We start from the raw sequence: 25824 nt of genomic DNA, 5'->3' as shown, positions 1-25824 counted from the left end.
GAAAAGGCCTCCGCCCTACAGGGCGGGGGCCTTTCGTGTGTCCCGGGGTCGGTTGCGCTTTTCGGGGTCAGTCCTTCTGGAGGCCAGGTACGCGCATCGCCAGGATGGCCATGTCGTCGGACGGGGCATCGCTCGCGAAGCGCTCCACCGCGCGCATGATGCGGGCGGCCACCGCACCGGCCGTCAGACCCGTGCACGTGGTGAGGACGTCCGTGAGTCCGTCGTCACCCAGCATGCGAGTGCCCTCGCGGCGTTCGGTGACGCCGTCCGTCACACAGAGCAGGACATCTCCCGGGTCGAGCGTCACCGTCTGCTCGTACAACTCCAGGTCGTCCATGACGCCTAGGAGCGGCTGGGGATCGGCGGCCGGTTCAACGGTGCCGTCCTGACGGAGGCGCAGGGGGAGCGGGTGACCGGCGCAGACCACCTTCAGGATCGCCGAGCCGTCCTCCTGGGGCCACAACTCCCCGTACAGGAGCGTCAGGAAGCGGCTGCGGGCGCCCTCGTCGAGGATCGCGGAATTCAAACGCTCCAGGACCGCGGGGCCGCCGAAGCCCTCGCGGGCCAGCAGGCGCAACGCGTGCCGGGCGAGCCCCGTGACCGCGGCCGCCTCCGGTCCCGTACCACACACGTCTCCGATGGCGAAGCCGTAGGCGCCGTCGCGGATGGGGAAGAGGTCGTAGAAGTCGCCGCCGACCTCGTTGCCCTCGCCTGCCGCGCGGTAGATGACCTCCACCTCGACGCCCTCGATGTGGGGGAGCTCCGGGGGCAGGAGGCTGCGCTGGAGGGACTGGCTGATGGCCGTGCGCTCCGAGTACAGGCGGGCGTTGTCCAGGGCCAGAGCCGCCCGGCGGCTCAAGTCCTCGGCCAGCTCCAGGATTTCCTGGCGGAAGTGCTCGTCCGTCGGCTTGCCGAGTGTCAGCATGCCGATGACGCGGTTGCGGGCCACCAGGGGAAGAACGACCGTCTCGCCGCCGACCGCGCCGGCCGTCGCCAGTGTCGTACCGATCCCGGAACTCACCGTCGCCTGTCCGCCCAGGCCTAGGCTGCGCATCGAGGTGCGCAGGGCGGCCTGGTGGGCCGCCTCCGCCGGGGCGGCCCAGACACGGGCGCCCGGAGTGGGCACCGGGTCCGGAGGGGAGATCTTCGACAGGAGGGCCTTGAGACCGTCGATGCGTTCCTCGTCCTCGTGCAGGACGTACGAGAGGTAGGGGTCCGAGGCCTGGTCGGCGATCGTGTAGACGGCACACCAGGTGGCCAGCGTCGGGACCGTCATCTGGGCCATGAGAGCCAGCGTCTGGTCGCGGTCCAGTGTGCCCGCGAGGAGGTCCGAGGCCTCGACGAGGAACGACAGCGAGCCGCGGCGCAGACGCTCCAGCTCTCCCAGCCGGGCCGACTCCACGGCGAGCGCGATGCGGTCGGCGGCGAACTGGAGACGCAGGGCCTCCTCGTTCGAGTAGCGGCCGGGCGACTCGGCCGCCACGCCGAGCGAGCCGGTGAGCCGGCCCTCGACCTTGAGGGGGACCATGACGACCGAACGCATGCCGGTGCCGCTGAGGAGCGGGACGGCGCCGGGGACGGCCGTGAGGTCTTCGTGGACGGCCGGCATGCGTGCCGAGCCGTAGCGGCCGGTGCCCGCCTCCACGGGGACGCGGGCGAACCGCTGGCGGGCGGAGGGGAGCCCGGTGGAGGCGCGCACCTCCAGCTCCGTTTCGTCGTCCGTCGCCAGGAGCAGGAAGGCGGAGTCGGCGTCGAGCATGTCGCGGGCGCGCTCCACCGTGCGCTGGAGGAGGCCGTCGAGGTCGTCCGGGGCCGGTGAGCCGATGAAGACCTCGAAGGAGTCCGACGCGTGGCCCTCGGAGCTGGTGGTCGTGTCGGTGGCCGAGACGCGCAACGGGGTCTGCAGAACCGCCCGTTCGTGGTCACGCACCAGGAGACAGACCGTCGAGGGCTCCCCGTCCGTGTCCCGTACGCGCAGGTGCGAGGCGTAGACGGGCGTGACGCGGCCGGAGGCGCCGCGCAGGCCGTAGCTGCCCTCCCAGCGGGAGAGCTGGAGGGCCTCGACGATGCCGGTACTGGTGCCGGGCGTGTGCGGCCAGGCCGCGAGGTCGGTCAGCGGCTTGCCGATGACCTGCTCCGCCGCGTACCCGAAGAGCTCCTCCGCGTCCTCGTTCCAGGCGTTGATCGCGCCCGTGCGGTCGATCTGGACGACCGCCACGCGTACCCGGCCGTCGGCGAGCGGGAGCAGATGGGAGGGGAGGGAGGGGCCCGCGGTGCGGGTCCCCACCGCGCGCTCGGGAAGGTCCAGCAGGAACCAGACCTGTTTCCGGGTGGGCGTGTACTCGACCCCCCAGCGGTCGGCGAGGGCGGCACAGAGCTGGAGACCGCGACCGCCCTCGCGGTCGGGGTTGCCCATGCTCAGCGTGCTCGCCTGGAGTGGAATCTCACGTTCCGGGTAGCGGTCCGCCACCTCGATCCGTACGCCGTCGTCGCTGCGCAGGCACAGAACGTCCGCTGCCGTGCCGGCGTGCACCACGGCGTTGGTGACCAGCTCGCTGGTGAGGACCACGGCGTCGTCGACGATGTCGGCGAAGCCCCATCCCTGGAGGGTGTCACGGACGAAGGAACGAGCGGTCGCGACGGACCGCCCGACAGGGTCGAAGCTGGCGGCCGCGCGCGCGGTGATCACAGAACTCCTTGTCCGGTCGTCGGCGGGCAGTGCTCCGTGGCCGACTCGCTCCTGCCGGGGCAGGAGCTCGTTCCCGGTCGGCCGGGGATCCTGGGGTGGTCCCCCGGGATGCAGTCCGGTGGTCATGGTGCGGTGCCCCTCCGATGCCTGCCCGCTCGTGCTCGTGCCACCGCCCAGGCCGGAAGGACCGGCGTGGCTGGACAGCCGCATGCAAGGTTACTTACCTTCGCGGTCCATGCGGATGCCGGTCGCCAGTGTTTACGTCCCGCGGGTGTGCGGACCGTGTGCGAAGCTGCCGAACTGTTATGGCCTGGTTCAACCATGGTGAAACACTGGGCAAGCTTGAAGGGAAGGTTCGGGCAGGCCGAGTGCCTGCCGGTTCGCGGAGCAGTAGTACCCGAGTACGCCGAGCAGTAATGGTCGACCCTTGCGGGAGGGACACAGTGGAGTCTGGCGCAGCGACGCGGGGCACTAAGACGCGCGCGAAAGGCGGACAGTCCCTGAGTAACCAGCGCAAACCACGCAATGGCACCACGGCGGTGGACACGGCGGCCATGAACAGGCTGCTGGCGGCCCTGGTGTCGATGCGGGACGGCAACTTCCGCAAGCGGCTCACGGTCTCCGGCGACGACGTGATGTCCGAGATCGCGGCGGTGTTCAACGAGGTGGCCGACCGGAACCTGCAGCTGACGGGTGAGCTGTCGCGGGTGCGGCGCATGGTCGGACGTGAGGGGAAGCTCACTGAGCGGCTGGAGACGGGCGCCTGTGAGGGCTCCTGGGCCGCGGCGATCGACGCGTCCAACGCGCTCGTCGACGACCTCGTACGGCCCGTCTCCGAGGTCGGCCGGGTGCTGTCCGCGGTGGCGGAGGGCGACCTGTCGCCGCGTATGGAACTGCGGGCGCAGGCCGCGGACGGGAACGGGCATCCGCTGCGTGGTGAGTTCCTCAAGGTCGGGCGCACGGTCAACAACCTGGTCGACCAGCTGTCCACGTTCACCGACGAGGTCACGCGGGTGGCCAGCGAGGTCGGCACCGAGGGCAAGCTCGGCGGTCAGGCCCGCGTGCGGGGGATGTCCGGTTCGTGGAAGGACCTCACGGACTCCGTCAACACGATGGCGTACCGGCTGACGGCCCAGGTGCGGGACATCGCGCTGGTGACGACGGCGGTCGCCAAGGGTGATCTGTCCCGGAAGGTCACGGTTCACGTGGCCGGCGAGATGCTGGAGCTGAAGAACACCGTCAACACGATGGTGGATCAGTTGTCCTCCTTCTCCTCCGAGGTGACGCGAGTCGCCCGCGAGGTGGGTACCGAGGGCGAGCTCGGCGGGCAGGCCCAGGTGCCCGGTGTGGCGGGTGTGTGGAAGGACCTCACCGATTCGGTGAACCTCATGGCCGGCAATCTGACCGCGCAGGTGCGCGGCATCGCCCAGGTCACGACGGCGGTCGCCAATGGTGACCTGTCGCAGAAGGTGACGGTGTCCGCGCGTGGTGAGGTCGCGCAGCTCGCCGAGACGATCAACCAGATGACCGAGACGCTGCGGACGTTCGCGGACGAGGTCACACGCGTCGCCAACGAGGTCGGTGGCGAGGGGCGGCTCGGCGGACAGGCGAACGTGCCGGGTGCGGCGGGTACGTGGAAGGACCTCACCGATTCGGTGAACACGGTCTTCCGGAATCTCACCACCCAGGTGCGCGACATCGCCGCGGTGACGACGGCGGTGGCCAACGGCGACCTGTCGCAGAAGGTCAGCGTCGAGGTCGCCGGCGAGATGCTGGAGCTCAAGAACACCGTCAACACGATGGTCGACCAGCTGTCCTCCTTCGGTGTCGAGGTCACGCGCGTGGCGCGGGAGGTCGGTGTCGAGGGTGAACTGGGCGGCCAGGCGCAGGTGCCGGGTGTGGCCGGTACCTGGAAGGATCTCACCGACTCCGTCAACACGGCGTTCCGGAACCTGACGGGTCAGGTCCGCAACATCGCGCAGGTGACGACGGCGGTCGCCAACGGCGATCTGTCGCAGAAGGTCACGGTCGACGTCTCCGGAGAGATGCTCCAGCTGAAGAACACCGTGAACACGATGGTCGACCAGCTGTCGTCCTTCGCCGATCAGGTGACCCGGATGGCCCGGGACGTGGGCACGGAGGGCCGCCTCGGCGGTCAGGCCCGCGTGGACGGCGTGTCGGGCACCTGGAAGGAACTGACCGACTCCGTCAACTTCATGGCGGGGAACCTGACCTCGCAGGTACGGCAGATCGCGCAGGTCACGACGGCGGTGGCCCGGGGCGACCTGTCGCAGAAGATCGACGTGGACGCGCGCGGCGAGATCCTGGAGCTGAAGAACACCATCAACACGATGGTCGACCAGCTCTCGGCGTTCGCGGACCAGGTGACGCGGGTGGCCCGCGAGGTGGGCACCGAGGGCCGTCTCGGCGGGCAGGCGCAGGTGCCCGGCGTCGCCGGTGTGTGGCGGGACCTGACGGACTCCGTGAACGGCATGGCGGGCAACCTCACCGCCCAGGTGCGCAATATCGCCCAGGTCGCGACGGCGGTGGCCAGGGGTGATCTGTCGCAGAAGATCGACGTGGACGCGCGCGGCGAGATCCTGGAGCTGAAGAACACCCTCAACACGATGGTCGACCAGCTGTCGAACTTCGCCGAGCAGGTGACGCGGGTGGCCCGTGAGGTGGGCACGGAGGGCATCCTCGGCGGGCAGGCCGAGGTGCAGGGTGTCTCCGGCACCTGGAAGGACCTCACCCAGTCCGTGAACTTCATGGCGAACAACCTGACCATCCAGGTGCGCAACATCGCCGAGGTCACGACCGCCGTCGCCAAGGGCGACCTGTCGAAGAAGATCACCGTCGACGCGCGGGGCGAGATCCTCGAACTGGTCACCACCGTCAACACGATGGTCGACCAGCTGTCGTCCTTCGCCGAGCAGGTGACGCGGGTGGCCCGTGAGGTGGGCACCGAGGGCATCCTGGGCGGCCAGGCGCACGCGTCGGGCGTCACGGGCATCTGGAAGGACCTCACCGACAACGTCAACCTGATGGCCAACAACCTGACCGTGCAGGTGCGGAACATCTCCCAGGTCGCCGCGGCCGTCGCCAACGGGGACCTGACCAGGACGGTGACGATCGAGGCGCGCGGCGAGGTCGCGCAGCTCGCCGACACCTTCAACACCATGGTGAAGACGCTGAGTTCGTTCGCCGACCAGGTCACCAAGGTGGCCCGCGAGGTGGGTACGGACGGCATCCTGGGCGGCCAGGCCCGCGTACCCGGAGTGGCGGGCACGTGGAAGGACCTCACCGAGTCCGTGAACGGCATGGCGTCCAACCTGACCGGACAGGTGCGCAACATCGCGATGGTCACCACGGCCATCGCCAAGGGCGATCTGACCAAGAAGATCGACATCGACGCGCGCGGCGAGATCCTGGAGCTGAAGACGACCATCAACACGATGGTCGACCAGCTGTCGTCGTTCGCGGAGGAGGTCACCCGAGTCGCCCGCGAGGTGGGCACGGAGGGCCAGTTGGGCGGCCAGGCGCGGGTACGCGACGTCGACGGCACCTGGCGCGACCTCACCGAGTCGGTGAACGAGATGGCCGGGAACCTGACCCGGCAGGTGCGTGCCATCGCCCGCGTGGCGACCGCCGTGACCCGCGGTGACCTCAACCTGAAGATCGACGTGGACGCCTCCGGCGAGATCCAGGAACTGCAGGACTACATCAACAAGATGATCGCGAACCTCCGCGACACCACCATCGCCAACAAGGAACAGGACTGGCTGAAGGGCAACCTCGCCCGGATCTCCGGTCTGATGCAGGGCCGCCGCGACCTCGCCGACGTGGCCTCGCTCATCATGGGCGAGCTGACTCCGGTGGTCTCCGCACAGCACGGCGCGTTCTTCATGGCGATGCCGCTGGACGACGGCAAGGACGTGGGCGCCGCGCACGACGACTCGTACGAACTGCGCATGCTCGGGTCGTACGGGTACTCGATGGGCTCCATGCCGACGTCGTTCCGGCCCGGTGAGACGCTGATCGGGACGGCTGCCAAGGAGAAGCGCACGATTCTCGTCGAGAACGTGCCGCCGGGGTACCTGAAGATCGCGTCCGGGCTCGGTGAGGCGCCTCCGGCGCATGTCATCGTGCTGCCGGTGCTCTTCGAGGGGACCGTCCTCGGAGTGATCGAACTGGCGTCGTTCCACTCGTTCACGCACATCCAGAAGGACTTCCTCAGCCAGATCGCCGAGATGATCGCCACGAGCGTCAACACCATCGCGGTCAACACGAAGACCGAGGTGCTGCTCAAGCAGTCGCAGGAGCTCACCGAGCAGCTCCGGGAGCGGTCGGCCGAGCTGGAGAACCGGCAGAAGGCCCTCCAGGCGTCCAACGCCGAACTGGAGGAGAAGGCCGAGCTGCTGGCCCAGCAGAACCGCGACATCGAGGTCAAGAACACCGAGATCGAGGAGGCCCGCCAGGTCCTGGAGGAGCGCGCCGAGCAGCTCGCGGTCTCCATGCGTTACAAGAGCGAGTTCCTCGCCAACATGTCGCACGAGCTGCGTACGCCGCTCAACTCGCTGCTGATCCTGGCCAAACTGCTCGCCGACAACGCGGACTCCAACCTCACTCCGAAGCAGGTCGAGTTCGCCGAGACGATCCACGGCGCCGGGTCCGACCTCCTCCAGCTGATCAACGACATCCTCGACCTGTCGAAGGTCGAGGCGGGCAAGATGGACGTGTCGCCGACGCGTATCGCCCTGGTCCAGCTCGTCGACTACGTAGAGGCCACTTTCCGCCCGCTGACGGCGGAGAAGGGGCTCGATTTCTCCGTACGGGTGTCGCCTGAGCTGCCGGCCACGCTGCACACGGACGAGCAGCGGCTCCTCCAGGTGCTGCGCAACCTGCTCTCCAACGCGGTGAAGTTCACCGACTCCGGAGCCGTCGAACTGGTCATCCGGCCCGCGGGCGCGGAGGTGCCGGTGGCCATCCGCGAGCAGCTGCTGGAGGCGGGCTCGCTGCGGGACGCGGACGCCGACCTGATCGCGTTCTCCGTGACCGACACCGGTATCGGCATCGCGGCCAGCAAGATGCGGGTGATCTTCGAGGCGTTCAAGCAGGCGGACGGCACGACGAGCCGCAAGTACGGCGGTACGGGCCTGGGGCTGTCCATCTCACGGGAGATCGCACGGCTGCTGGGCGGCGAGATCCACGCGCAGAGCGAGCCGGGACGCGGCTCGACGTTCACGCTGTATTTGCCGCTGCACCCGAGCGAACTGCCGCCGCAGGGCTACCCGCAGCTCTCCCCGTCCATGGAGAGCGGAGCGCTGCCGGCGGGCTCGGGTGACGAGGCCGACGCCCGGGTGGAGACACCGGCGGAGGTCAAGTCGTACCAGGAGACCCAGAACGGGGCCGCCGCGCTCTTCAGGCGGCGTCGCCGGACGGTACCCGCGGCCGAGCAGCGGCCCGCGCTGCCGGGGCACCGGACGCAGGCGCCGGACGCCTGGGACACGGGCGACGAGGAGGTGACCGTACGGTCGCGCGAGGTCTTCCGGTTCGAGGGCGAGAAGGTACTGATCGTCGACGACGACATCCGTAACGTGTTCGCCCTCACCAGTGTTCTGGAGCAGCACGGTCTGTCGGTGCTCTACGCCGAGAACGGCCGCGAGGGCATCGAGGTGCTGGAGCAGCACGACGATGTGACGGTCGTCCTGATGGACATCATGATGCCGGAGATGGATGGATACGCGACCACGTCGGCGATCCGCCGGATGCCCCAGTTCGCGGGGCTGCCGATCATCGCGCTCACCGCGAAGGCGATGAAGGGCGACCGGGAGAAGGCCCTCGAGTCGGGTGCCTCCGACTACGTGACGAAGCCGGTCGATCCCGATCACCTGCTCTCCGTGATGGAACAGTGGATGCGTGGGCAGTGAGCGGGCGGCGGGGTTTGATCGTGCGGCGGGGGATGATTGAGTGGCAGGGAAATGATCGCGAGCGTCACTTGCACGGGGCGATCGGCCAACGGTCCGGGGTGCCGGGTTGCTGACTGACTGTGCCCGGAGCCGTGTAGAAACCCGGTATTCGGGGAACCTTCTGGTCTCCCACTGCGTTTCTGCTACGTGCACAGTGACATCGCGGTGACAGGGTGTGGCGACAGGCGGGGTGCGGCTACCATGACCGGCACAAGGACGGGCGGCGCAAGGGAGTCGTCCCCTGGGGCGGCGCCCGGTGCACTGCCGGGACGAGGAGGGCGGGCCATGGTGCAGAAGGCCAAGATCCTCCTGGTCGATGACCGGCCGGAGAATCTGCTGGCGCTGGAGGCCATCCTCTCTGCGCTCGATCAGACACTGGTTCGGGCATCTTCCGGGGAGGAAGCGCTCAAAGCACTGCTCACGGACGACTTCGCGGTCATTCTGCTGGACGTCCAGATGCCGGGCATGGACGGTTTCGAAACCGCCGCGCACATCAAGAGGCGAGAACGGACCCGGGACATCCCGATCATCTTCCTCACCGCGATCAACCACGGCCCGCACCACACCTTCCGGGGATACGCGGCGGGCGCGGTCGACTACATCTCCAAGCCGTTCGACCCGTGGGTGCTGCGCGCGAAGGTCTCGGTCTTCGTCGAGCTCTACATGAAGAACTGCCAACTCCGGGAGCAGGCGGCGCTGCTGCGTCTCCAGCTGGAGGGCGGGGGCGGCAAGGCGGCCCTCGGCGACGGCAAGGAGCCGGCCGGACTGCTCGCCGAACTCTCCGCACGCCTCGCGGCAGTCGAGGAACAGGCCGAGGCTCTCTCCAAGCAGTTGGACGACGATTCGGCGGACGCGGCGGCGGTGGCGACAGCGGCCCATCTCGAACGCAAACTCACGGGGTTGCGCCGCGCACTGGACGCCCTGGAGCCCGGGACGGGGAGCGGGGCGGCTTCGCTGCCCTCCCAGAACTGACGACGAACGCGCGGGTCCGGCCGGAAGTGTGCGCCGGACCGCGCGTTGTCGGCCTGCCCGGGCCAATTTCCTGTTTCCGCCCGGGCCGAACGCGCTTCGGGAGGCGGTCGCCTTGGCGTGCGTCGGTGAAGCGTGCGGTGCCGTTCCTGTGCGGCACGGGTCAGGTGAACGGGCAAGGGCGGCGCGGCTTCGAGCCCGTGCGAGACGGGCGAGTCGGCGGTGCCGGCCGCACGGTTGCCCTCTTCAGGCAGGCCTGCCGCTGTTGAGGCGGCGTCAGTTCGGTGCCTGGGACGGGCGACACGAACGGGTGAAGCAGTAGGCACACGTGTCCGCAGTGGTCTCCACCGGTAACCTCACACCCATGGCCCCACGTCAGCCCGCAGCCAAGAAGCCGCCCGCGAAGAAGGCGGCTGCTCCGACGAAGGCTGTGGCGAAGAAGGCCCCCGCGAAGAGAGCTCCCGCGAAAAAGGCGCCTGCGAAGAAGGCCGCAGCCAGGAAAGCAGCACCCCCGAAGCCGGCGCCCAGCCCGACCGGGGGCGTGTACAGGCTCGTACGCGCCCTCTGGCTCGGAGTGGCGCACGCCGTCGGCGCCGTGTTCCGCGGCATAGGGCGGGGCGCGAAGGGGCTCGACCCCGCGCACCGCAAGGACGGCCTCGCGCTGCTGCTGCTCGGCCTCACGCTGATCATCGCCGCAGGGACCTGGTCCAACCTCCGCGGTCCGGTGGGCGACCTCGTCGAGATGCTGGTGACCGGCGCCTTCGGCCGCCTCGACCTGCTCGTGCCGATACTGCTGGCCGTCGTCGCCGCCCGGCTCATCCGGCATCCCGAGCAGCCCGACGCCAACGGGCGCATCGTCATCGGCCTGTCCGCGCTCGCGATCGGCGTGCTCGGCCAGGTCCACATCGCCTGCGGGGCGCCCGCACGAAGCGACGGCATGCAGGCGATAAGGGACGCGGGCGGGCTCATCGGCTGGGGTGCGGCGACTCCACTGACGTACACGATGGGCGACGTCCTCGCCGTGCCGCTCCTCGTGCTGCTCACGGTCTTCGGGCTGCTGGTGGTCACCGCGACCCCGGTCAACGCGATTCCGCAACGGCTGAGGCTGCTGGGCGTCAGGCTCGGCGTCGTACAGCCGCGGGAGAGCGACGAGGTCTTCTACGAGGACGACGAGCGCTACGACGAGCAGTGGCGCGAAGCACTGCCCGCGAGCCCCCGGCGCCGCCGGGCGGCGCCCGAGGCGTACGACCCGGACGACGCCGAGCAGGAGGCGCTCTCCGCGCGCCGGAGCCGCCGCAGGCGGCCCGCAGTGCAGCAGCCCGCCCTGGACCGGCCCATGGACGCCGTCGACGTGGCCGCGGCCGCCGCGGCGGCGCTCGACGGCGCCGTGCTGCACGGGATGCCGCCCTCGCCGCTGGTGGCCGACCTCACGCAGGGCGTCGGCGCGGACCGGGCCGAGCGCGAGGACTCGGGCCCGGTCGAGGAGCCGACACCGGTGCCCGCCGCCCGCGCCAAGAACACCAGGCCCAAGCAGGGGATGCTGAAGGCCGAAGTCGCCGACCTGACCAAACCCGCTCCCGACGCGCCCCGGGACCTGCCCGCGCGGGCCGAGCAACTCCAGCTCTCCGGCGACATCACGTACTCGCTGCCGTCGCTCGACCTCCTGGAGCGTGGGGGCCCCGGCAAGTCGCGCAGCGCCGCCAACGACGCCATCGTCGAGTCGCTGACCACCGTCTTCACCGAGTTCAAGGTCGACGCGGCCGTCACCGGCTTCACCCGCGGTCCGACGGTCACGCGGTACGAGGTCGAGCTCGGCCCCGCAGTGAAGGTCGAGCGGATCACGGCGCTCGCCAAGAACATCGCGTACGCCGTCGCCAGCCCGGACGTGCGGATCATCAGCCCGATCCCCGGCAAGTCCGCGGTCGGCATCGAGATCCCCAACACCGACCGCGAGATGGTCAACCTGGGTGACGTACTGCGCCTCGCGGACGCCGCAGAGGACGACCACCCGATGCTGGTCGCGCTCGGCAAGGACGTCGAGGGCGGCTACGTGATGGCCAACCTCGCGAAGATGCCGCACGTCCTGGTGGCTGGAGCGACCGGTTCCGGAAAGTCCTCGTGCATCAACTGTCTGATCACCTCGGTCATGGTGCGGGCGACCCCCGAGGACGTGCGCATGGTCCTGGTCGACCCCAAGCGCGTCGAGCTGACCGCGTACGAGGGCATCCCGCACCTGATCACGCCGATCATCACCAACCCGAAGCGGGCCGCCGAGGCGCTGCAGTGGGTCGTACGGGAAATGGATCTGCGCTACGACGACCTGGCGGCCTTCGGGTACCGGCACATCGACGACTTCAACGACGCCATCCGCAAGGGGAAGGTCAAGCTGCCCGAGGGCAGTGAGCGGGAGCTGTCGCCGTACCCCTACCTGCTGGTGATCGTGGACGAGCTCGCCGACCTGATGATGGTCGCGCCGCGGGACGTGGAAGACGCCATCGTGCGCATCACGCAGCTCGCGCGCGCGGCCGGCATCCACCTGGTGCTGGCCACGCAGCGGCCGTCCGTCGACGTCGTCACCGGTCTGATCAAGGCGAACGTGCCGTCCCGGCTCGCCTTCGCCACCTCCTCGCTCGCCGACAGCCGCGTCATCCTCGACCAGCCGGGCGCCGAGAAGCTGATCGGCAAGGGGGACGGGCTCTTCCTGCCGATGGGCGCGAACAAGCCCACCCGCATGCAGGGTGCCTTCGTCACCGAGGACGAGGTCGCCGCAGTGGTACAGCACTGCAAGGACCAGATGGCGCCGGTCTTCCGGGAAGACGTCACCGTGGGCACCAAGCAGAAGAAGGAGATCGACGAGGACATCGGCGACGACCTCGACCTGCTGTGCCAGGCGGCCGAACTCGTCGTCTCCACGCAGTTCGGGTCCACCTCGATGCTCCAGCGCAAGCTGCGTGTGGGCTTCGCCAAGGCAGGGCGGCTCATGGACCTCATGGAGTCCCGCAACATCGTCGGTCCCAGCGAGGGTTCCAAGGCACGTGACGTTCTTGTGAAGGCTGACGAACTGGACGGAGTGCTCGCGGTGATCCGTGGGGAGGCTCAACCGTAGGGAAACAGGGCGGGCCGCTCCCTTCCACGGACGGGCGGGCCACTCGGGTGACCAGGCCGGGGCCACTCGGGTGACCAGGCCGGGGCCACTCGGGTGATCCGAACGTGACTTACCCGTAAGGGAACGGTGAGCAACCGTTTCCGTTCGTCGCACGTCAAGTTGAGGGAAGGTACAGAGACCTGTCCCGGCATCAGGATGACCGGCCATTCCGATGGCGTACAAAGTCCCACCGCCCGGTTGCCCCACCCTTTCGCACCCCCCCTAGACTGAACCTCCAGCACAGGTGGCTTAACGCTCGAAAGGCGCCCCCGTGTCCATCGGCAACTCCCCTGACGACAACTCCCCTCAGGACGAGCGTCCCTACGAAGAGGACGATCGCCCCTCGATCGGCCGTGCGCTGCAGCAGGCGCGCATCGCGGCGGGGCTGACCGTCGACGACGTCAGTAACGCCACCCGGGTCCGTATCGCCATCGTGCACGCGATCGAACAGGACGACTTCGCCCCCTGCGGTGGCGACGTCTACGCGCGCGGTCACATCAAGACGCTCGCCCGTGCCGTCCACCTCGACCCCGACCCGCTGCTCGCGCGCTTCGACGCCGGGCACGGCGGGCGGCCCGCGCCGACCCCGGCGGCACCGATGTTCGAGGCGGAGCGGATCCGTCCGGAGCGCCGGGGCCCCAACTGGACCGCGGCCATGGTCGCCGCGATCGTCGCCGTGATCGGCTTCGTCGGGTTCACGCTGTTCAGCGACGACGACGGCAACAGCAGGAAGACGCAGGTCGCCGAAGGGTCCACGCCCACCGCCAGCAAGCCCGTCAAGACCAAGCCGACGCCTACCAAGCCGCAGGACCCCAAGTCCGACCCGTCCGACAGCGCCATCGCGGCCGCTCCGCAGGACAAGGTGACCGTCCAGGTGACCGCCCCCGACGGACGCAGCTGGATCTCGGCCAAGGACCACAACGGCCGGCTGCTCTTCGACGGCTTCCTGCAGCAGGGCGACTCCGAGACCTTCCAGGACAAGGAGAGGATCGACCTCGTCCTCGGTGACGCGGGTGCGCTCCAGCTGTACGTGAACGGCAAGCAGATCGAGGACGAGTTCCAGCCGGGACAGGTGGAGCGCCTCAGCTACACGAAGGGCGACCCCGAGGTCGGCTGAGCCGGGCGGCTTCGCCGGCACGTACCGGTTGACGTGCAGCGGCTTTCGCCCGGCCTTTCGGGCATGCGGGAACGGGGTTGGCCAAGATCGGCCAACCCCGTCGACGTGGGGTGTCAGTGGGACGAAGTAGTCTTGAGCCCATGCCTGAACGCCGTACCGTCGCACTTGTCACTCTTGGCTGCGCCCGCAACGAGGTGGACTCGGAGGAGCTCGCAGGCCGCTTGGAGGCGGACGGCTGGCATCTCGTGGAGGACGCCGAGAACGCGGACGTCGCCGTCGTCAACACCTGTGGCTTCGTCGAGGCCGCCAAGAAGGACTCCGTCGACGCACTCCTGGAAGCCAACGACCTCAAGGGTCATGGCAGAACCCAGGCGGTCGTCGCCGTCGGCTGCATGGCCGAGCGGTACGGCAAGGAACTGGCCGAGGCCCTGCCCGAGGCGGACGGCGTGCTCGGCTTCGACGACTACGCCGACATCTCCGACCGGCTCCAGACGATCCTGAACGGCGGAATCCACGCCGCCCACACCCCGCGCGACCGGCGCAAGCTGCTGCCGATCAGCCCCGCCGAACGGCAGAGCGCCGGTGCGGAGGTCGCCCTCCCCGGACACGGTCCCGCGGATCTGCCGGAAGGCCTTGCTCCGGACTCCGGCCCCCGCGCGCCCCTGCGCCGGCGGCTGGACGGCTCCCCGGTGGCCTCGGTGAAGCTGGCCTCCGGCTGCGACCGGCGCTGCTCCTTCTGCGCCATCCCGTCCTTCCGCGGCTCCTTCATCTCGCGGCGCCCCAGCGACGTACTGGGCGAGACGCGCTGGCTCGCCGAGCAGGGCGTGAAGGAGGTCATGCTGGTCTCCGAGAACAACACGTCGTACGGCAAGGACCTCGGTGACATCCGGCTCCTGGAGACGCTGCTGCCCGAGCTCGCCGACGTCGACGGCATCGAGCGGGTGCGGGTCAGCTACCTGCAGCCGGCCGAGATGCGGCCCGGGCTCATCGAGGTGCTGACCTCCACGCCGAAGGTCGCCCCCTACTTCGACCTGTCCTTCCAGCACTCCGCCCCCGGCGTGCTCCGCGCGATGCGGCGCTTCGGGAGCACGGACCAGTTCCTCGAGCTGCTCGACACCATCCGGTCCAAGGCCCCGCAGGCCGGTGTGCGGTCCAACTTCATCGTGGGCTTCCCCGGTGAGACCGCGGACGACCTGGCGGAGCTGGAGCGCTTCCTGAACGGCGCACGGCTCGACGCCATCGGCGTCTTCGGCTACTCGGACGAGGACGGCACCGAGGCGGCGACGTACGAGAACAAGCTGGACGAGGACGTCGTCGCCGAGCGTCTCGCGCGCGTGTCCCGGCTCGCGGAGGAGCTGGTCTCGCAGCGGGCGGAGGAGCGCGTCGGCGAGACCCTGCAGGTACTGGTCGAGTCCACCGGCTCTGCCGCCGAGGACGAGGGTGCGTACGGCCGCGCCGCGCACCAGGCTCCCGAGACCGACGGCCAGGTGCTGTTCACGAGCGGCGAAGGACTGACCGTCGGCCGTATGGTCGAGGCGAAGGTGGTCGGTACGGAAGGTGTCGACCTGGTGGCCGAGCCGCTCCCGGGCTCGCTCGGGTGTACTGAGGAGGCGGCCAGATGACCGGAGTCCCGGCATCCGCGGCGGGCGGCCCCGGTGCGCCCGGCACACGCGGTGCTGCGGGACCTTCCGGTACGGGAACCTCGGGTACGGGCGCTTCCGGCGCTCGGCCGACCGGCGCGGGTGCTTCCGGTGCCCGCACCTCCGATACGGCTGCTTCCGGCGCCCAGAACTCGAAGACGCCGCGGGGCGGAAAGCTGACCGCGGTGGCCGTGAACCAGGCCAGTCTGTGGAACGTCGCCAATCTGCTCACCATGCTCCGGCTGGTGCTCGTACCGGGCTTCGTGGCGCTGATGCTGGCCGACGGCGGTTACGACCCCGTATGGCGGGCCTGGGCCTGGGCCGCCTTCGCCGTTGCCATGATCACGGACATCTTCGACGGTCATCTCGCGCGCACGTACAACCTCGTCACCGACTTCGGCAAGATCGCCGATCCGATCGCCGACAAGGCGATCATGGGGGCGGCGCTGATCTGTCTCTCCTCGCTCGGCGACCTGCCGTGGTGGGTGACCGGGGTCATCCTCGGACGTGAGCTCGGCATCACCTGCCTGCGATTCCTGGTGATCCGCTACGGAGTGATCCCCGCCAGTCGCGGCGGCAAGCTGAAGACGCTCGCTCAGGGCACGGCCGTCGGCATGTACGTCCTGGCGCTGACGGGGCCGCTGGCGACCCTGAGGTTCTGGATGATGGCTGTGGCGGTCGCTCTGACCGTTATCACCGGCGCCGACTATGTGAGACAGGCCATTGTGCTGCGGCGCCAGGGACTGGCTGAGCGGAAGGCCGCCGCCGAGGAGGCGGAAGCGTGACCTCCACCGCCGCCGAAGTGCTGCGACTACTCACGGTGAACGGTCAGACGCTCGCCGTTGCCGAGTCCCTGACCGGCGGACTGGTGGCCGCGGAGCTCGCGGCGGTGCCGGGGGCGTCCAAGGCCTTCCGCGGCTCGGTGACCGCGTACGCCACCGACCTCAAGCGTGACGTGCTCGGTGTCGACGCCACTCTGCTGGATCAGCGCGGAGCGGTGGATCCGCAGGTCGCGGCCCAGATGGCGGCCGGCGCGCGCAAGGTGCTCGGCGCGGACTGGGGGATCGCGACCACCGGTGTGGCGGGGCCCGAACCTCAGGACGGGCAGCCGGTCGGCACGGTTTTCGTCGCCGTCGAAGGACCATCCGGAGCGCTCAACGGAGACGCTCATGGCGGGAAAGTGTCGGCGCTGCGGTTGAACGGCTCCCGGACGGAAATCCGTAAGGAGAGTGTACGGAGAGTGCTCGCACTGCTTCTGGAGCGGCTCGTGGGCGAACACACTGGGAATGAGCGGGCACAGGATACGGAACAGAACGGGGGGTTTTGATGTTTGCAGCCCTGAGTGAACACGACATCGCTCCCCGCACGGCCGCGGCGCAAGGCGGTACGGTGGGGCGTGAAGGATGCGGCTACGCGGTCCGAGGAGGGAGCCACCGATGATTCTGCTCCGTCGCCTGCTTGGTGACGTGCTGCGTCGGCAGCGCCAGCGCCAGGGCCGTACTCTGCGCGAAGTCTCCTCGTCCGCCCGAGTTTCACTCGGCTATCTTTCCGAGGTGGAGCGGGGGCAGAAGGAGGCCTCCTCCGAACTGCTCTCCGCGATCTGCGACGCGCTGGACGTACGGATGTCCGAGCTCATGCGGGAAGTGAGTGACGAGCTCGCTCTCGCCGAGCTGGCCCAGTCGGCAGCGGCCACCGACCCCGTGCCCACGCCGGTTCGCCCGAGGCTCAATGCTGTCTCGGTGACCAATGTGCCGCCGGAACGGGTGACCATCAAGGCGCCTGCGGAGGCGGTAGACGTCGTCGCCGCCTGATGGCCCACGGGCTCGCGCCCCTGGGCTGAGAAGAACGTCGTGAGAGCCCCGGCCGGGGCTTCTCCGGGGAGACCTGGAGGAGCGCGGCCGGGGCTCTTGCGTTCGGTCGGCGGCGGTCCCGTCCTTCACGGCGGGTGTTTGGGTGGACGCGGTGTCTGGGAGCGGGTCGGTGCCGCACGGAATCTCGGATGCGGCCACGGAGGCGTGTTTGTCGCGTTTGCCGGTATTGGTTGAGGCGGCCATGGTGGAGGGGCAAGGCCGGGGGTCGCCGCTGACCGGAGGATGTCGATGTACGTCGTGAAGAGCTCGTTGTCCGATGCCGATCTGAAGACCGTGTCCGAGGCGCTGCAGGGTGCGCTCGTCGACCTGGTGGACCTGTCGCTCGTGGCGAAGCAGATCCACTGGAACGTGGTCGGGCCGCGCTTCCGGTCCGTCCACCTCCAGCTCGACGAGGTCGTCGACACCGCCCGGCTGCACTCCGACACCGTGGCGGAACGTGCCTCCACGCTCGGTGTCTCGCCGGACGGACGGGCCGCGACCGTAGCGAGCAGCAGCGGTATCGGCGCCGTCCCGGACGGGTGGGTGAAGGACACCGACGCGGTGGGCGCCCTCGTGGACGCGCTCGGCGCCGTGATCGGACGGATGAGGGAACGGGTGGCGGCGACGGGGGACGCCGATCCGGTGAGTGAGGACATCTTCATCGGGATCACCGCGGACCTTGAGAAGCACCACTGGATGTTCCAGGCGGAACACGGGTGACTGCGGGTCTGCCGGGCGGCGGGTTCGCAAGCGGGCGCGGTACGGGGTGCCGGCTCCGACTCCGGCGTGGACGCGGGCGCCGGTGCGGGCTCGGGCGCCGGTTCCGGCGCGGGTTCGGTCCGGTCGGCTGTGGTCCGGCTGGGGACGGTTTTCCCGGGGGCGGGCTCGAGGCTGCGGTCGGGATAGAGGGCGCGGTCCGTGGCGGTGATGGTTTCGGCGTCGGTTCTTGTTCTGGCGCGGGGCGCGCTGTGGTGGGGCCGGAGTCGAAGGTGCGCCTGTGGCGCCCCTGGCGTGCCGGTGCGCCCTGTCGATGTGGGAACGCGGCGGTCTAGCGTCGGGCTGGAGGCGGTGCCATGAAGGGGCGGATGGGGCGAATAGGCCGGTGGGGGCTGGCTCTGGGCGCCGGTGGGCTGTGGTGGTGGGCGGTGCTGCGGCTGGCGTTCACAGCCGAAGCCGGAGTGCTCGAAGGGGCGGTCGCGGCCGGCGGGTGGGGGCTGAGCCTGCTTCCGGTGCACTGTGTGCCCAAGTCGCGGGCCGCGGGGGCAGCTGGATCGGACCAGTGGATGCGGCGGGCCTCGGAGGCATGGCGAAGGAGGCGCGGGCCGCTCCTGGGGCGGGGCGAGTCCTTCTGAGGTGCGCCGAGCGGGACTTCTCGGGCGGGCGGCAAGCGGCAAGCGACGAGGGGCCTAGGAGGCTCTTTGCGGGGAGAGCCGTTTGTGGGGCGCGAGGGCTTGCCCGTGCGTCGGGGCTTGCTGGTGGGCGCGGGCCGCTACCAGGGCATCGCCACGCCCCCGTTGGGGCGGAGGATCTGGCCCGTCGTGAACGCCGAGGCGTCCGAGGCCAGGTGCAGGACCGCGTGGGCGATGTCCTCCGGCTCGCCGACTCGGCCCAGCGGTGACATCCGGGCCATGAAGGTCTCCGTCCGGGCCTGGGCCTCACCGTCGTGGCGGTCGGTCATCGGTGTACGGATCCAGCCCGGAGCGACCGCGTTGACGCGGATGCCGTGCGGTCCCATCTCGGTCGCCAGGGTCTTCGTCAGCTGTACGACGGCCGCCTTCGCGGCTCCGTAGCAGAGCAGCCCAGGCCCGCCGGTGTCCACCGCCCCCGAGGCCATCGTGATGATGCTGCCGCGCGTGTCGGAGGCCAGCATCGAGCGGGCCGCCTCCTGGCAGGCGTACAGGACGCCCTTGAAATTGACCCCGAACACCCGGTCGAGATCCTCCTCCCGGGTCTCCAGGACGGGACTGCTGTGCATGATCCCGGCGACGGCGGCCATGACGTCCAGGCGCGCGCAGGCGGCGACCGCTTCACCGAGCTGGAGGCGGTCGGTGACGTCGAGGGTGTGGACGTGGGCCGTGCCGCCCTTGTCCTTGATCAGCGCGGCCGTCTCGTCGAGGCCCGGGGCATCGCGGTCCGCGCAGTGGACGGTCGCACCTGCCTCCGCGAGCAGTACGGCACAGGCGCGGCCGATGCCGCTGGCCGCGCCTGTGACGAATGCGGTGCGTCCGGTGAGGTCGTACGCCGTGACGGGCATGAGGGGACGGTACGAGCATTTCTGACGGGTCGTCAATTAGCTGTGGTGTGTGCAAGCCACTGGGGTTGTATGTCGCGGGGCGGTCGTGGTGGCCGGCGGGGCGGGATGACCGTCGTGGTCGGGGTGACCGTTGTTGGGTCGGTTCGCGGGCCGGGGGAGTGGTCTGCCGTCACCGGCGTGTGCGCTCAGGGCAGTGTCACCGGATGGTGCCGGGGCGTGAGGAGGGGGCCGGGCCCGACTGGCAGAGCGGGCACCAGTACGTGGGACGGTCGCGGGAGCCGTCGCCCTGGCTCGCCACGCGGATCGGGGTGCCGCAGCGCAGACAGGGGCGGGGTGCACGGCCGTAGACGTACAGATTCTGGTCGCGGCGGCCGGTCGTGATGCGGGTGGGACGGTCGCGATTGACCTCGAGGAGCTTCTTGGCGAGCGTTGGAAGGTGGGTGGTGTGCTCGGCGGAGAGCTCGCCGACGGGGAGCCAGGGCGTGACGCGGAGCAGGAAACACAGCTCGCTCTTGTAGACGTTGCCGATGCCGGCGAGATTGCGCTGGTCGAGGAGCGCCTCGCCGAGGGACCGGTCCGGGGCTCCGAGGATGTTCGCGAGGGCTTTGTCCGGGTCCCAGTCGGGGCCGAGGAGGTCGGGGCCGAGATGGCCGACCGCGCGGTCCTCGTCGGCGGTGCGGAGCAGCTCCAGGACGGGGAGCCGGTAACCGACCGCTGTCCGCTCCGCGGTGCCGAGAATCGCGCGGATCTGGTGGCCGGGGCCGCCGCGCCAGCGCTCACCCGGGGCGTAGACCTTCCAGGAACCGTCCATCCGCAGGTGCGAGTGCAGAGTCAGGCCGCCCTCGATACGGGTGAGCAGGTGCTTCCCGCGCGGGGTGACGTCCAGGACCGTGCGCCCGGTGAGATCGGCCGTGGCGTACTTGGGGACGCGGAGGTCGGAGCGCGTGAGCACATGGCCCGCGAGGGCCCGGTGCAGGCGCCGGGCGGCCTGCCAGACGGTGTCTCCTTCGGGCATGGGATCCAGGGTGGCACGGAGTGGGCGGGTGGTCCTGCGGGTGGGCGGGCGCACTCACGCGCGCAGGCGCAGACCGCGTGGGGTCGCGTGGAAACCGGCTCCTTCCAGAAGGGTGCCGAACGGAGATGTCAGTGCGGAGGCGCCGTTGACCCGCTCCACCGTGACCGTGCCGAGAGAACCCGCGCGGGCACCTGCGGCGAGGGCCTCGGCAGCCGTGCGCAGGCGTGCGTCGTGCAGGGGCGACTCGTCCGGTGCGGAGGGCCAGGCCAGGAGCGTCTTGCCGCCGCGCTCCATGTAGAGGGTCAGCTCGCCGTCCACCAGCACGACCAGGGAGCCTGCCTTGCGGCCCGGCTTGTGACCCGCGCCGGTCGGAGGTTCGGGCCAGGAGAGGGCCGCGCCATAGGCGTTCGCGGGGTCGGCGGCGGCCAGCACCACGGCACGGTCCGCGCTGCCCGCCCGGGTGCGGGAGGCAGGTCCGCCGGGGAACGCCTGCGGGGCCGTACGAGGTGAGTCGCGGAAGGCAGGCGCGTAACCCTGCTCGGAGCCGGGCGCGGAGGAGTCGGGGAAGAACGGTCCGGAACCGCCGCCCCTGGAGCCGGAACCGGCGCCCAAGGAGTAGGGGTCGCTCTCGGGCCCTAGCGCGTCGGCGGACGGGAGGCCCATGTCGTCGTCGAAGGGGTCCGGGTGCCCGGCGGGGCCGTCGGCGTGGCCCGGGCTGTGCGCACCCGGGTGACCGAGTGCGGGAGCAGCCGGGACACCGGTGTCGGGCAGGGCCTCGCCCCGCTCACGGGCGGTGGCCGCCGCGCGCAGCCGGTCGACGGCACCGTCCATCGCGAACTGCGCTGCCCCGAGCCCTTCCACCACATAGCCTCGGCGGGCCTGACCGCTGTCCTCGAATGCGGACAGGATGCGGTAGACGGCGGAGAAACCGCCCTCCACGCCCTCTGCGGCGACCGCGCCCCGGGTGACCACGCCGTGCCGGTCGAGCAGGGTGCGGGCCAGGGCGTGCGCGCGCACCGTGGCATCGGGCTCCCGGTCCGGCAGCAGTGACCAGCGGCCCGCGACGGTGGGCGGGCCGGTGCGCGAGGTGGGGCGTGCACCGGCCGCCAGGCCTCCGTACCGACCGCGGGGCATCGTGCGCTTCGCCCGGTGCGCGGTGGAGCCCGCGGTGCGGCCCGAGCCCAGCAGGGAACGCATCGGACCGAGTGTGTCGTTCGTCAGGCGGCCCGACCATGCCAGGTCCCAGATGGTGTCGGCCAACTGGGGGTCGGTGGCATCCGGATGCGTGGTGGCCCGGACCTGGTCGGTGATCTGGCGGAAGAACAGGCCGTAGCCACCGGAGAGGGAGTCCAGCACCGACTGGTGGAGCGCGGTCAGCTCCAGGGGATGCGCAGGAGGCAGGAGGAGCGGCGCCGAGTCCGCCAGGTACAGGGAGACCCAGCCGTCCTTGCCCGGCAGCGCGCCGGCTCCGGCCCAGACCACCTCGCCGGCGGCGGTCAGCTCGTCGAGCATCGCAGGGGCGTAGTGCGAGACGCGGGACGGCAGGACGAGCTTCTCCAGCGCCGACGCGGGCACCGAAGCGCCCTGCAACTGCTCGATGGCGCGCACGAGTCCGTCGAGACCGCGCAGCCCGTGCCCGCTTCCCAGGTGCTGCCACTGCGGCAGGAACTGCGCGAGTGCGGCGGGCGGTACCGGCTCCAGTTCGTGACGCAGCGCGGCGAGCGAACGGCGTCGCATCCGGCGCAGCACCGCCGCGTCGCACCACTCCTGGCCGATTCCGGCGGGATGGAACTCGCCCTGTACGGCGCGGCCGCTCGCCGCGAGCCTCTGCAGGGCACCTTCGGTGACCGCCGTGCCGAGGCCGAAGCGTGACGCAGCGGCGGTGGAGGTGAAGGGGCCGTGCGTGCGCGCGTAGCGGGCGAGGAGGTCGCCGAGGGGGTCCTTGACCGGCTCGGTGAAGGCCTCGGGGACGCCGACGGGCAGGGCGGTACCGAGCGCGTCGCGCAGGCGGCCCGCGTCCTCGATCGTCGCCCAGTGGTCGGCTCCGGCGATCCGGACCCGGATGACGCGGCGGGCCGCGGCCAGCTCCCGGGCCCACTCCGGGAGGGCTCCGCGCTCGGCCAGTTCGGTTTCGGTGAGCGGACCGAGCATCCGCAGCAGGTCCGCGACGCTTTCGGCGTCCTTGGCCCGGCGGTCCTCGGTGAGCCACTGCAGTTCGCGCTCCAGCTCGGTCAGGACGTCCGCGTCCAGGAGCTCGCGCAGCTCCGCCTGGCCGAGGAGCTCGGCGAGCAGGCGCGAGTCCAGGGACAGGGCCGCGGCGCGGCGCTCGGCGAGCGGCGAGTCGCCCTCGTAGAGGAACTGGGCGACGTAACCGAACAGCAGCGAGCGGGCGAACGGTGACGGCTCGGGCGTGGTGACCTCGACGAGCCGCACCTTGCGGGACTCCACGTCGCCCATCAGCTCGACGAGGCCAGGCACGTCGAAGACGTCCTGGAGGCATTCGCGGACCGCTTCCAGGACGATCGGGAACGAACCGAACTCGCTCGCCACCTGAAGCAGTTGGGCGGCCCGCTGGCGCTGCTGCCACAACGGGGTGCGCTTGCCCGGGCTGCGGCGCGGCAGAAGCAGGGCGCGGGCCGCGCATTCACGGAAGCGGGACGCGAACAGCGCTGAGCCGCCGACCTGGTCGGTGACGATCTGGTCGACCTCACCCTTGTCGAACGTGACGTCCGCCGCGCCCAGGGGTGCCTGCTCCGCGTCGTACTCCGTGCCGGCCTTCACGGGCTCCTGGTCGAGCAGGTCTAGGCTCATCAGATCGGCGTCCGGGAGGCGCAGCACGATGCCGTCGTCGGCATGCATGACCTGCGCGTCCATGCCGTACCGCTCGGAGAGACGGGCACCGAGCGCGAGCGCCCACGGGGCGTGGACCTGTGCGCCGAAGGGGGAGTGCACGACGACCCGCCAGTCGCCCAGCTCGTCGCGGAACCGCTCGACGACGATGGTGCGGTCGTCCGGGATGTGGCCGCAGGCCTCTCGCTGCTCCGCCAGGTAGGAGAGGACGTTGTCCGCCGCCCAGGCGTCCAGGCCTGCGGCGAGGAGCCGCAGCCGGGCGTCGTCCTTGGGCAGCGACCCGACCTCTCGGAGGAACGCCCCGAGCGCACGGCCCAGCTCGAGAGGACGCCCGAGCTGGTCGCCCTTCCAGAACGGCAGCCTGCCCGGCACCCCTGGCGCGGGGGAGACCAGGACGCGGTCGCGCGTGATGTCCTCGATGCGCCAGGAACTGGTGCCCAGCGTGAAGACATCCCCGACACGGGACTCGTAGACCATCTCCTCGTCGAGCTCACCGACCCGGCCGCCGCCCTTCTTGGGGTCGGAGCCGGCGAGGAACACCCCGAAGAGGCCACGGTCCGGAATCGTGCCCCCGGAGGTGACGGCCAGGCGCTGTGCGCCGGGGCGCCCCGTGACCGTACCGGCGACCCGGTCCCACACCACGCGCGGCCGCAACTCGGCGAAGGCGTCCGACGGGTAGCGGCCCGCGAGCATGTCGAGCACCGCTGTGAACGCCGACTCGGGCAGTGAGGCGAACGGCGCCGCCCGGCGGACCGTGGCGAGCAGGTCGTCGTACTGCCAGGTGTCGAGCGCCGTCATGGCGACGATCTGCTGGGCCAGCACGTCCAGCGGGTTGGAGGGCACGCGGAGGGACTCGATGGAGCCGGTGCGCATCCGCTCGGTGACGACGGCGGCCTGTACGAGGTCGCCCCGGTACTTCGGGAAGACCACGCCCGTGGAGACCGCCCCGACCTGGTGGCCCGCGCGGCCCACACGCTGGAGGCCGGAGGCCACGGAGGGCGGGGACTCGACCTGGATCACGAGGTCCACCGCGCCCATGTCGATGCCGAGCTCGAGGCTGGAGGTGGCCACCACCGCGGGCAGGCGCCCCGCCTTCAGATCCTCCTCGACGAGGGCGCGCTGCTCCTTGGACACCGATCCGTGGTGGGCGCGGGCGATGACCTGCGGGGCGCCCTGGGCCGCGCCCGAGCCGCCCATCAGCTCGGCCGGCGCGTGGTGCTCCCCCAGGGGCTCACCCGTCGCCCTCTCGTACGCGATCTCGTTGAGCCGGTTGCACAGGCGCTCCGCCAGGCGGCGGGAGTTGGCGAACACGATCGTCGAGCGGTGGGACTGGACGAGGTCGGCGATCCTCTCCTCGACATGCGGCCAGATGGACGGCTTCTCGGCGCCCTGGTCGGAGTCGGCCACCGGAGAGCCGCCGAGCTCGCCCAGGTCCTCGACGGGCACGACCACGGAGAGGTCGAACTCCTTGTCGGACGGGGGCTGGACGATCTCCACCTTGCGGCGCGGGGAGAGGTAGCGGGCGACCTCGTCGACCGGGCGGACCGTCGCGGAGAGACCGATCCGGCGAGCCGGCCTCGGCAGCAGCTCGTCGAGCCGCTCCAGGGTCAGGGCGAGGTGGGCGCCGCGCTTCGTGCCCGCGACCGCGTGCACCTCGTCCAGGATCACCGTCTCGATGCCGGTCAGAGCGTCACGCGTGGCCGACGTGAGCATCAGGAACAGCGACTCGGGGGTCGTGATCAGGATGTCCGGCGGGCGGGTGGCCAGGGTGCGGCGCTCGGCGGGAGGGGTGTCGCCGGAGCGGATGCCGACCTTCACCTCGGGCTCGGGCAGGCCCAGGCGCACCGCCTCCTGCCGGATACCGGTCAGAGGGCTGCGCAGATTCCGCTCCACGTCCACCGCGAGGGCCTTCAACGGCGACACGTACAGAACCCGGCAGCGCTTCTTCGGGTCGGCCGGTGGCGGTGTCGAGGCCAGCTGGTCCAGCGCGGCGAGGAACGCGGCCAGGGTCTTGCCGGAGCCTGTCGGGGCGACCACCAGGACGTCCGAACCTTCTCCGATGGCCTGCCACGCGCCGGCCTGTGCCGCTGTGGGCGCGGAGAAGGCCCCCGTGAACCAGGCGCGGGTCGCGGGGGAGAAGCCGTCCAGGGCTCGGCGTGCGGAGCTGACCATGCGTCCATCCTGCACCCGGGCACTGACAACGCGCCTGACCTGTGGAAACACGGGCGGTGGGGGTTTGCCGCGCCTGCTGCCGGCGCTGGCGGGATCCGCCGACGTCCGTTTCCCGGCCACGTCCGGGCGGCACGGGGTGGCCGGGCGGGGGCAG

Annotated in this window: 14 protein-coding genes; 10 read left to right on the top strand and 4 right to left on the bottom strand. The window is 70.5% G+C overall.

Annotated features, from left to right (window positions below; translation table 11 throughout):
• Positions 1-67: 67 nt before the first annotated feature.
• Positions 68-2815: a SpoIIE family protein phosphatase gene (locus tag O1Q96_RS35405; RefSeq protein WP_269253859.1), complete on the bottom strand. Its 2748-nt coding sequence runs from the start codon at positions 2813-2815 to the stop codon at positions 68-70.
• Between the two features lie 317 nt (positions 2816-3132).
• On the opposite strand from O1Q96_RS35405, the gene O1Q96_RS35400 reads away from it, so the two are divergent.
• From O1Q96_RS35400 to O1Q96_RS35355, 10 genes are all read left to right on the top strand, one after another.
• Positions 3133-8619 (top strand): HAMP domain-containing protein, encoded by a 5487-nt coding sequence (locus O1Q96_RS35400; protein ID WP_269252040.1) that lies wholly within the window; start codon positions 3133-3135, stop codon positions 8617-8619.
• Between the two features lie 324 nt (positions 8620-8943).
• Positions 8944-9630, top strand: coding sequence for a response regulator (locus O1Q96_RS35395; protein WP_269252039.1), 687 nt, complete (start codon positions 8944-8946; stop codon positions 9628-9630).
• A gap of 361 nt (positions 9631-9991) precedes the next feature.
• A complete protein-coding gene (locus tag O1Q96_RS35390) occupies positions 9992-12733 on the top strand; it encodes a DNA translocase FtsK (RefSeq protein WP_269252038.1) in 2742 nt (913 codons plus the stop codon).
• A 310-nt stretch (positions 12734-13043) separates the two neighbouring features.
• Positions 13044-13889 carry a helix-turn-helix domain-containing protein gene (locus O1Q96_RS35385; protein WP_269252037.1) on the top strand — a complete coding sequence of 282 codons (846 nt, stop codon included), beginning with the start codon at positions 13044-13046 and terminating at the stop codon, positions 13887-13889.
• Between the two features lie 140 nt (positions 13890-14029).
• Entirely contained in the window at positions 14030-15511 is a 1482-nt protein-coding gene (gene rimO, locus O1Q96_RS35380) for a 30S ribosomal protein S12 methylthiotransferase RimO (protein ID WP_269252036.1), read from the top strand.
• Positions 15508-16314, top strand: coding sequence for a CDP-diacylglycerol--glycerol-3-phosphate 3-phosphatidyltransferase (pgsA, locus tag O1Q96_RS35375; protein ID WP_269252035.1), 807 nt, complete (start codon positions 15508-15510; stop codon positions 16312-16314). Before rimO ends, pgsA begins: the two co-directional genes overlap by 4 nt.
• Positions 16311-16856, top strand: coding sequence for a CinA family protein (locus tag O1Q96_RS35370; protein ID WP_269252034.1), 546 nt, complete (start codon positions 16311-16313; stop codon positions 16854-16856). Before pgsA ends, O1Q96_RS35370 begins: the two co-directional genes overlap by 4 nt.
• 109 nt (positions 16857-16965) lie before the next feature.
• Positions 16966-17340 carry a helix-turn-helix domain-containing protein gene (locus tag O1Q96_RS35365; RefSeq protein ID WP_269252033.1) on the top strand — a complete coding sequence of 125 codons (375 nt, stop codon included), beginning with the start codon at positions 16966-16968 and terminating at the stop codon, positions 17338-17340.
• 288 nt (positions 17341-17628) lie between these two features.
• Positions 17629-18099, top strand: a complete 471-nt coding sequence (locus O1Q96_RS35360; RefSeq protein ID WP_269252032.1) for a Dps family protein — start codon at positions 17629-17631, stop codon at positions 18097-18099.
• A 365-nt stretch (positions 18100-18464) separates the two neighbouring features.
• Positions 18465-18731 carry a hypothetical protein gene (locus O1Q96_RS35355; protein ID WP_269252031.1) on the top strand — a complete coding sequence of 89 codons (267 nt, stop codon included), beginning with the start codon at positions 18465-18467 and terminating at the stop codon, positions 18729-18731.
• A gap of 137 nt (positions 18732-18868) precedes the next feature.
• Here the strand turns inward: O1Q96_RS35355 and O1Q96_RS35350 are convergent, their stop codons facing one another.
• The 3 genes from O1Q96_RS35350 to O1Q96_RS35340 form a co-directional block, all read right to left on the bottom strand.
• Positions 18869-19633 (bottom strand): SDR family NAD(P)-dependent oxidoreductase, encoded by a 765-nt coding sequence (locus O1Q96_RS35350; RefSeq protein ID WP_269252030.1) that lies wholly within the window; start codon positions 19631-19633, stop codon positions 18869-18871.
• A gap of 196 nt (positions 19634-19829) precedes the next feature.
• Positions 19830-20648 carry an Fpg/Nei family DNA glycosylase gene (locus O1Q96_RS35345; RefSeq protein WP_269252029.1) on the bottom strand — a complete coding sequence of 273 codons (819 nt, stop codon included), beginning with the start codon at positions 20646-20648 and terminating at the stop codon, positions 19830-19832.
• Positions 20649-20702: 54 nt separating this feature from the next.
• Positions 20703-25670, bottom strand: coding sequence for an ATP-dependent helicase (locus O1Q96_RS35340; protein WP_269252028.1), 4968 nt, complete (start codon positions 25668-25670; stop codon positions 20703-20705).
• Positions 25671-25824: the final 154 nt, after the last annotated feature.

Origin of the sequence: Streptomyces aurantiacus, assembly GCF_027107535.1 — a bacterium.
GTDB lineage: Bacteria > Actinomycetota > Actinomycetes > Streptomycetales > Streptomycetaceae > Streptomyces.
Note: the sequence above shows the minus strand (reverse complement) of the source record. Positions and strands in the feature narration are given on the sequence as shown.

Excerpts from the sequence above, each read along its gene's own strand:
- O1Q96_RS35345 (WP_269252029.1), bottom strand. The coding sequence starts at position 20,648 with ATGCCCGAAGGAGACACCGTCTGGCAGGCCGCCCGGCGCCTGCACCGG.
- O1Q96_RS35395 (WP_269252039.1), top strand. The coding sequence starts at position 8,944 with ATGGTGCAGAAGGCCAAGATCCTCCTGGTCGATGACCGGCCGGAGAAT.
- rimO (WP_269252036.1), top strand. The coding sequence starts at position 14,030 with ATGCCTGAACGCCGTACCGTCGCACTTGTCACTCTTGGCTGCGCCCGC.
- O1Q96_RS35390 (WP_269252038.1), top strand. The coding sequence starts at position 9,992 with ATGGCCCCACGTCAGCCCGCAGCCAAGAAGCCGCCCGCGAAGAAGGCG.
- O1Q96_RS35365 (WP_269252033.1), top strand. The coding sequence starts at position 16,966 with ATGATTCTGCTCCGTCGCCTGCTTGGTGACGTGCTGCGTCGGCAGCGC.
- O1Q96_RS35360 (WP_269252032.1), top strand. The coding sequence starts at position 17,629 with ATGTACGTCGTGAAGAGCTCGTTGTCCGATGCCGATCTGAAGACCGTG.
- O1Q96_RS35350 (WP_269252030.1), bottom strand. The coding sequence starts at position 19,633 with ATGCCCGTCACGGCGTACGACCTCACCGGACGCACCGCATTCGTCACA.
- O1Q96_RS35405 (WP_269253859.1), bottom strand. The coding sequence starts at position 2,815 with ATGACCACCGGACTGCATCCCGGGGGACCACCCCAGGATCCCCGGCCG.
- O1Q96_RS35355 (WP_269252031.1), top strand. The coding sequence starts at position 18,465 with ATGGGGCGAATAGGCCGGTGGGGGCTGGCTCTGGGCGCCGGTGGGCTG.
- O1Q96_RS35340 (WP_269252028.1), bottom strand. The coding sequence starts at position 25,670 with ATGGTCAGCTCCGCACGCCGAGCCCTGGACGGCTTCTCCCCCGCGACC.
- pgsA (WP_269252035.1), top strand. The coding sequence starts at position 15,508 with ATGACCGGAGTCCCGGCATCCGCGGCGGGCGGCCCCGGTGCGCCCGGC.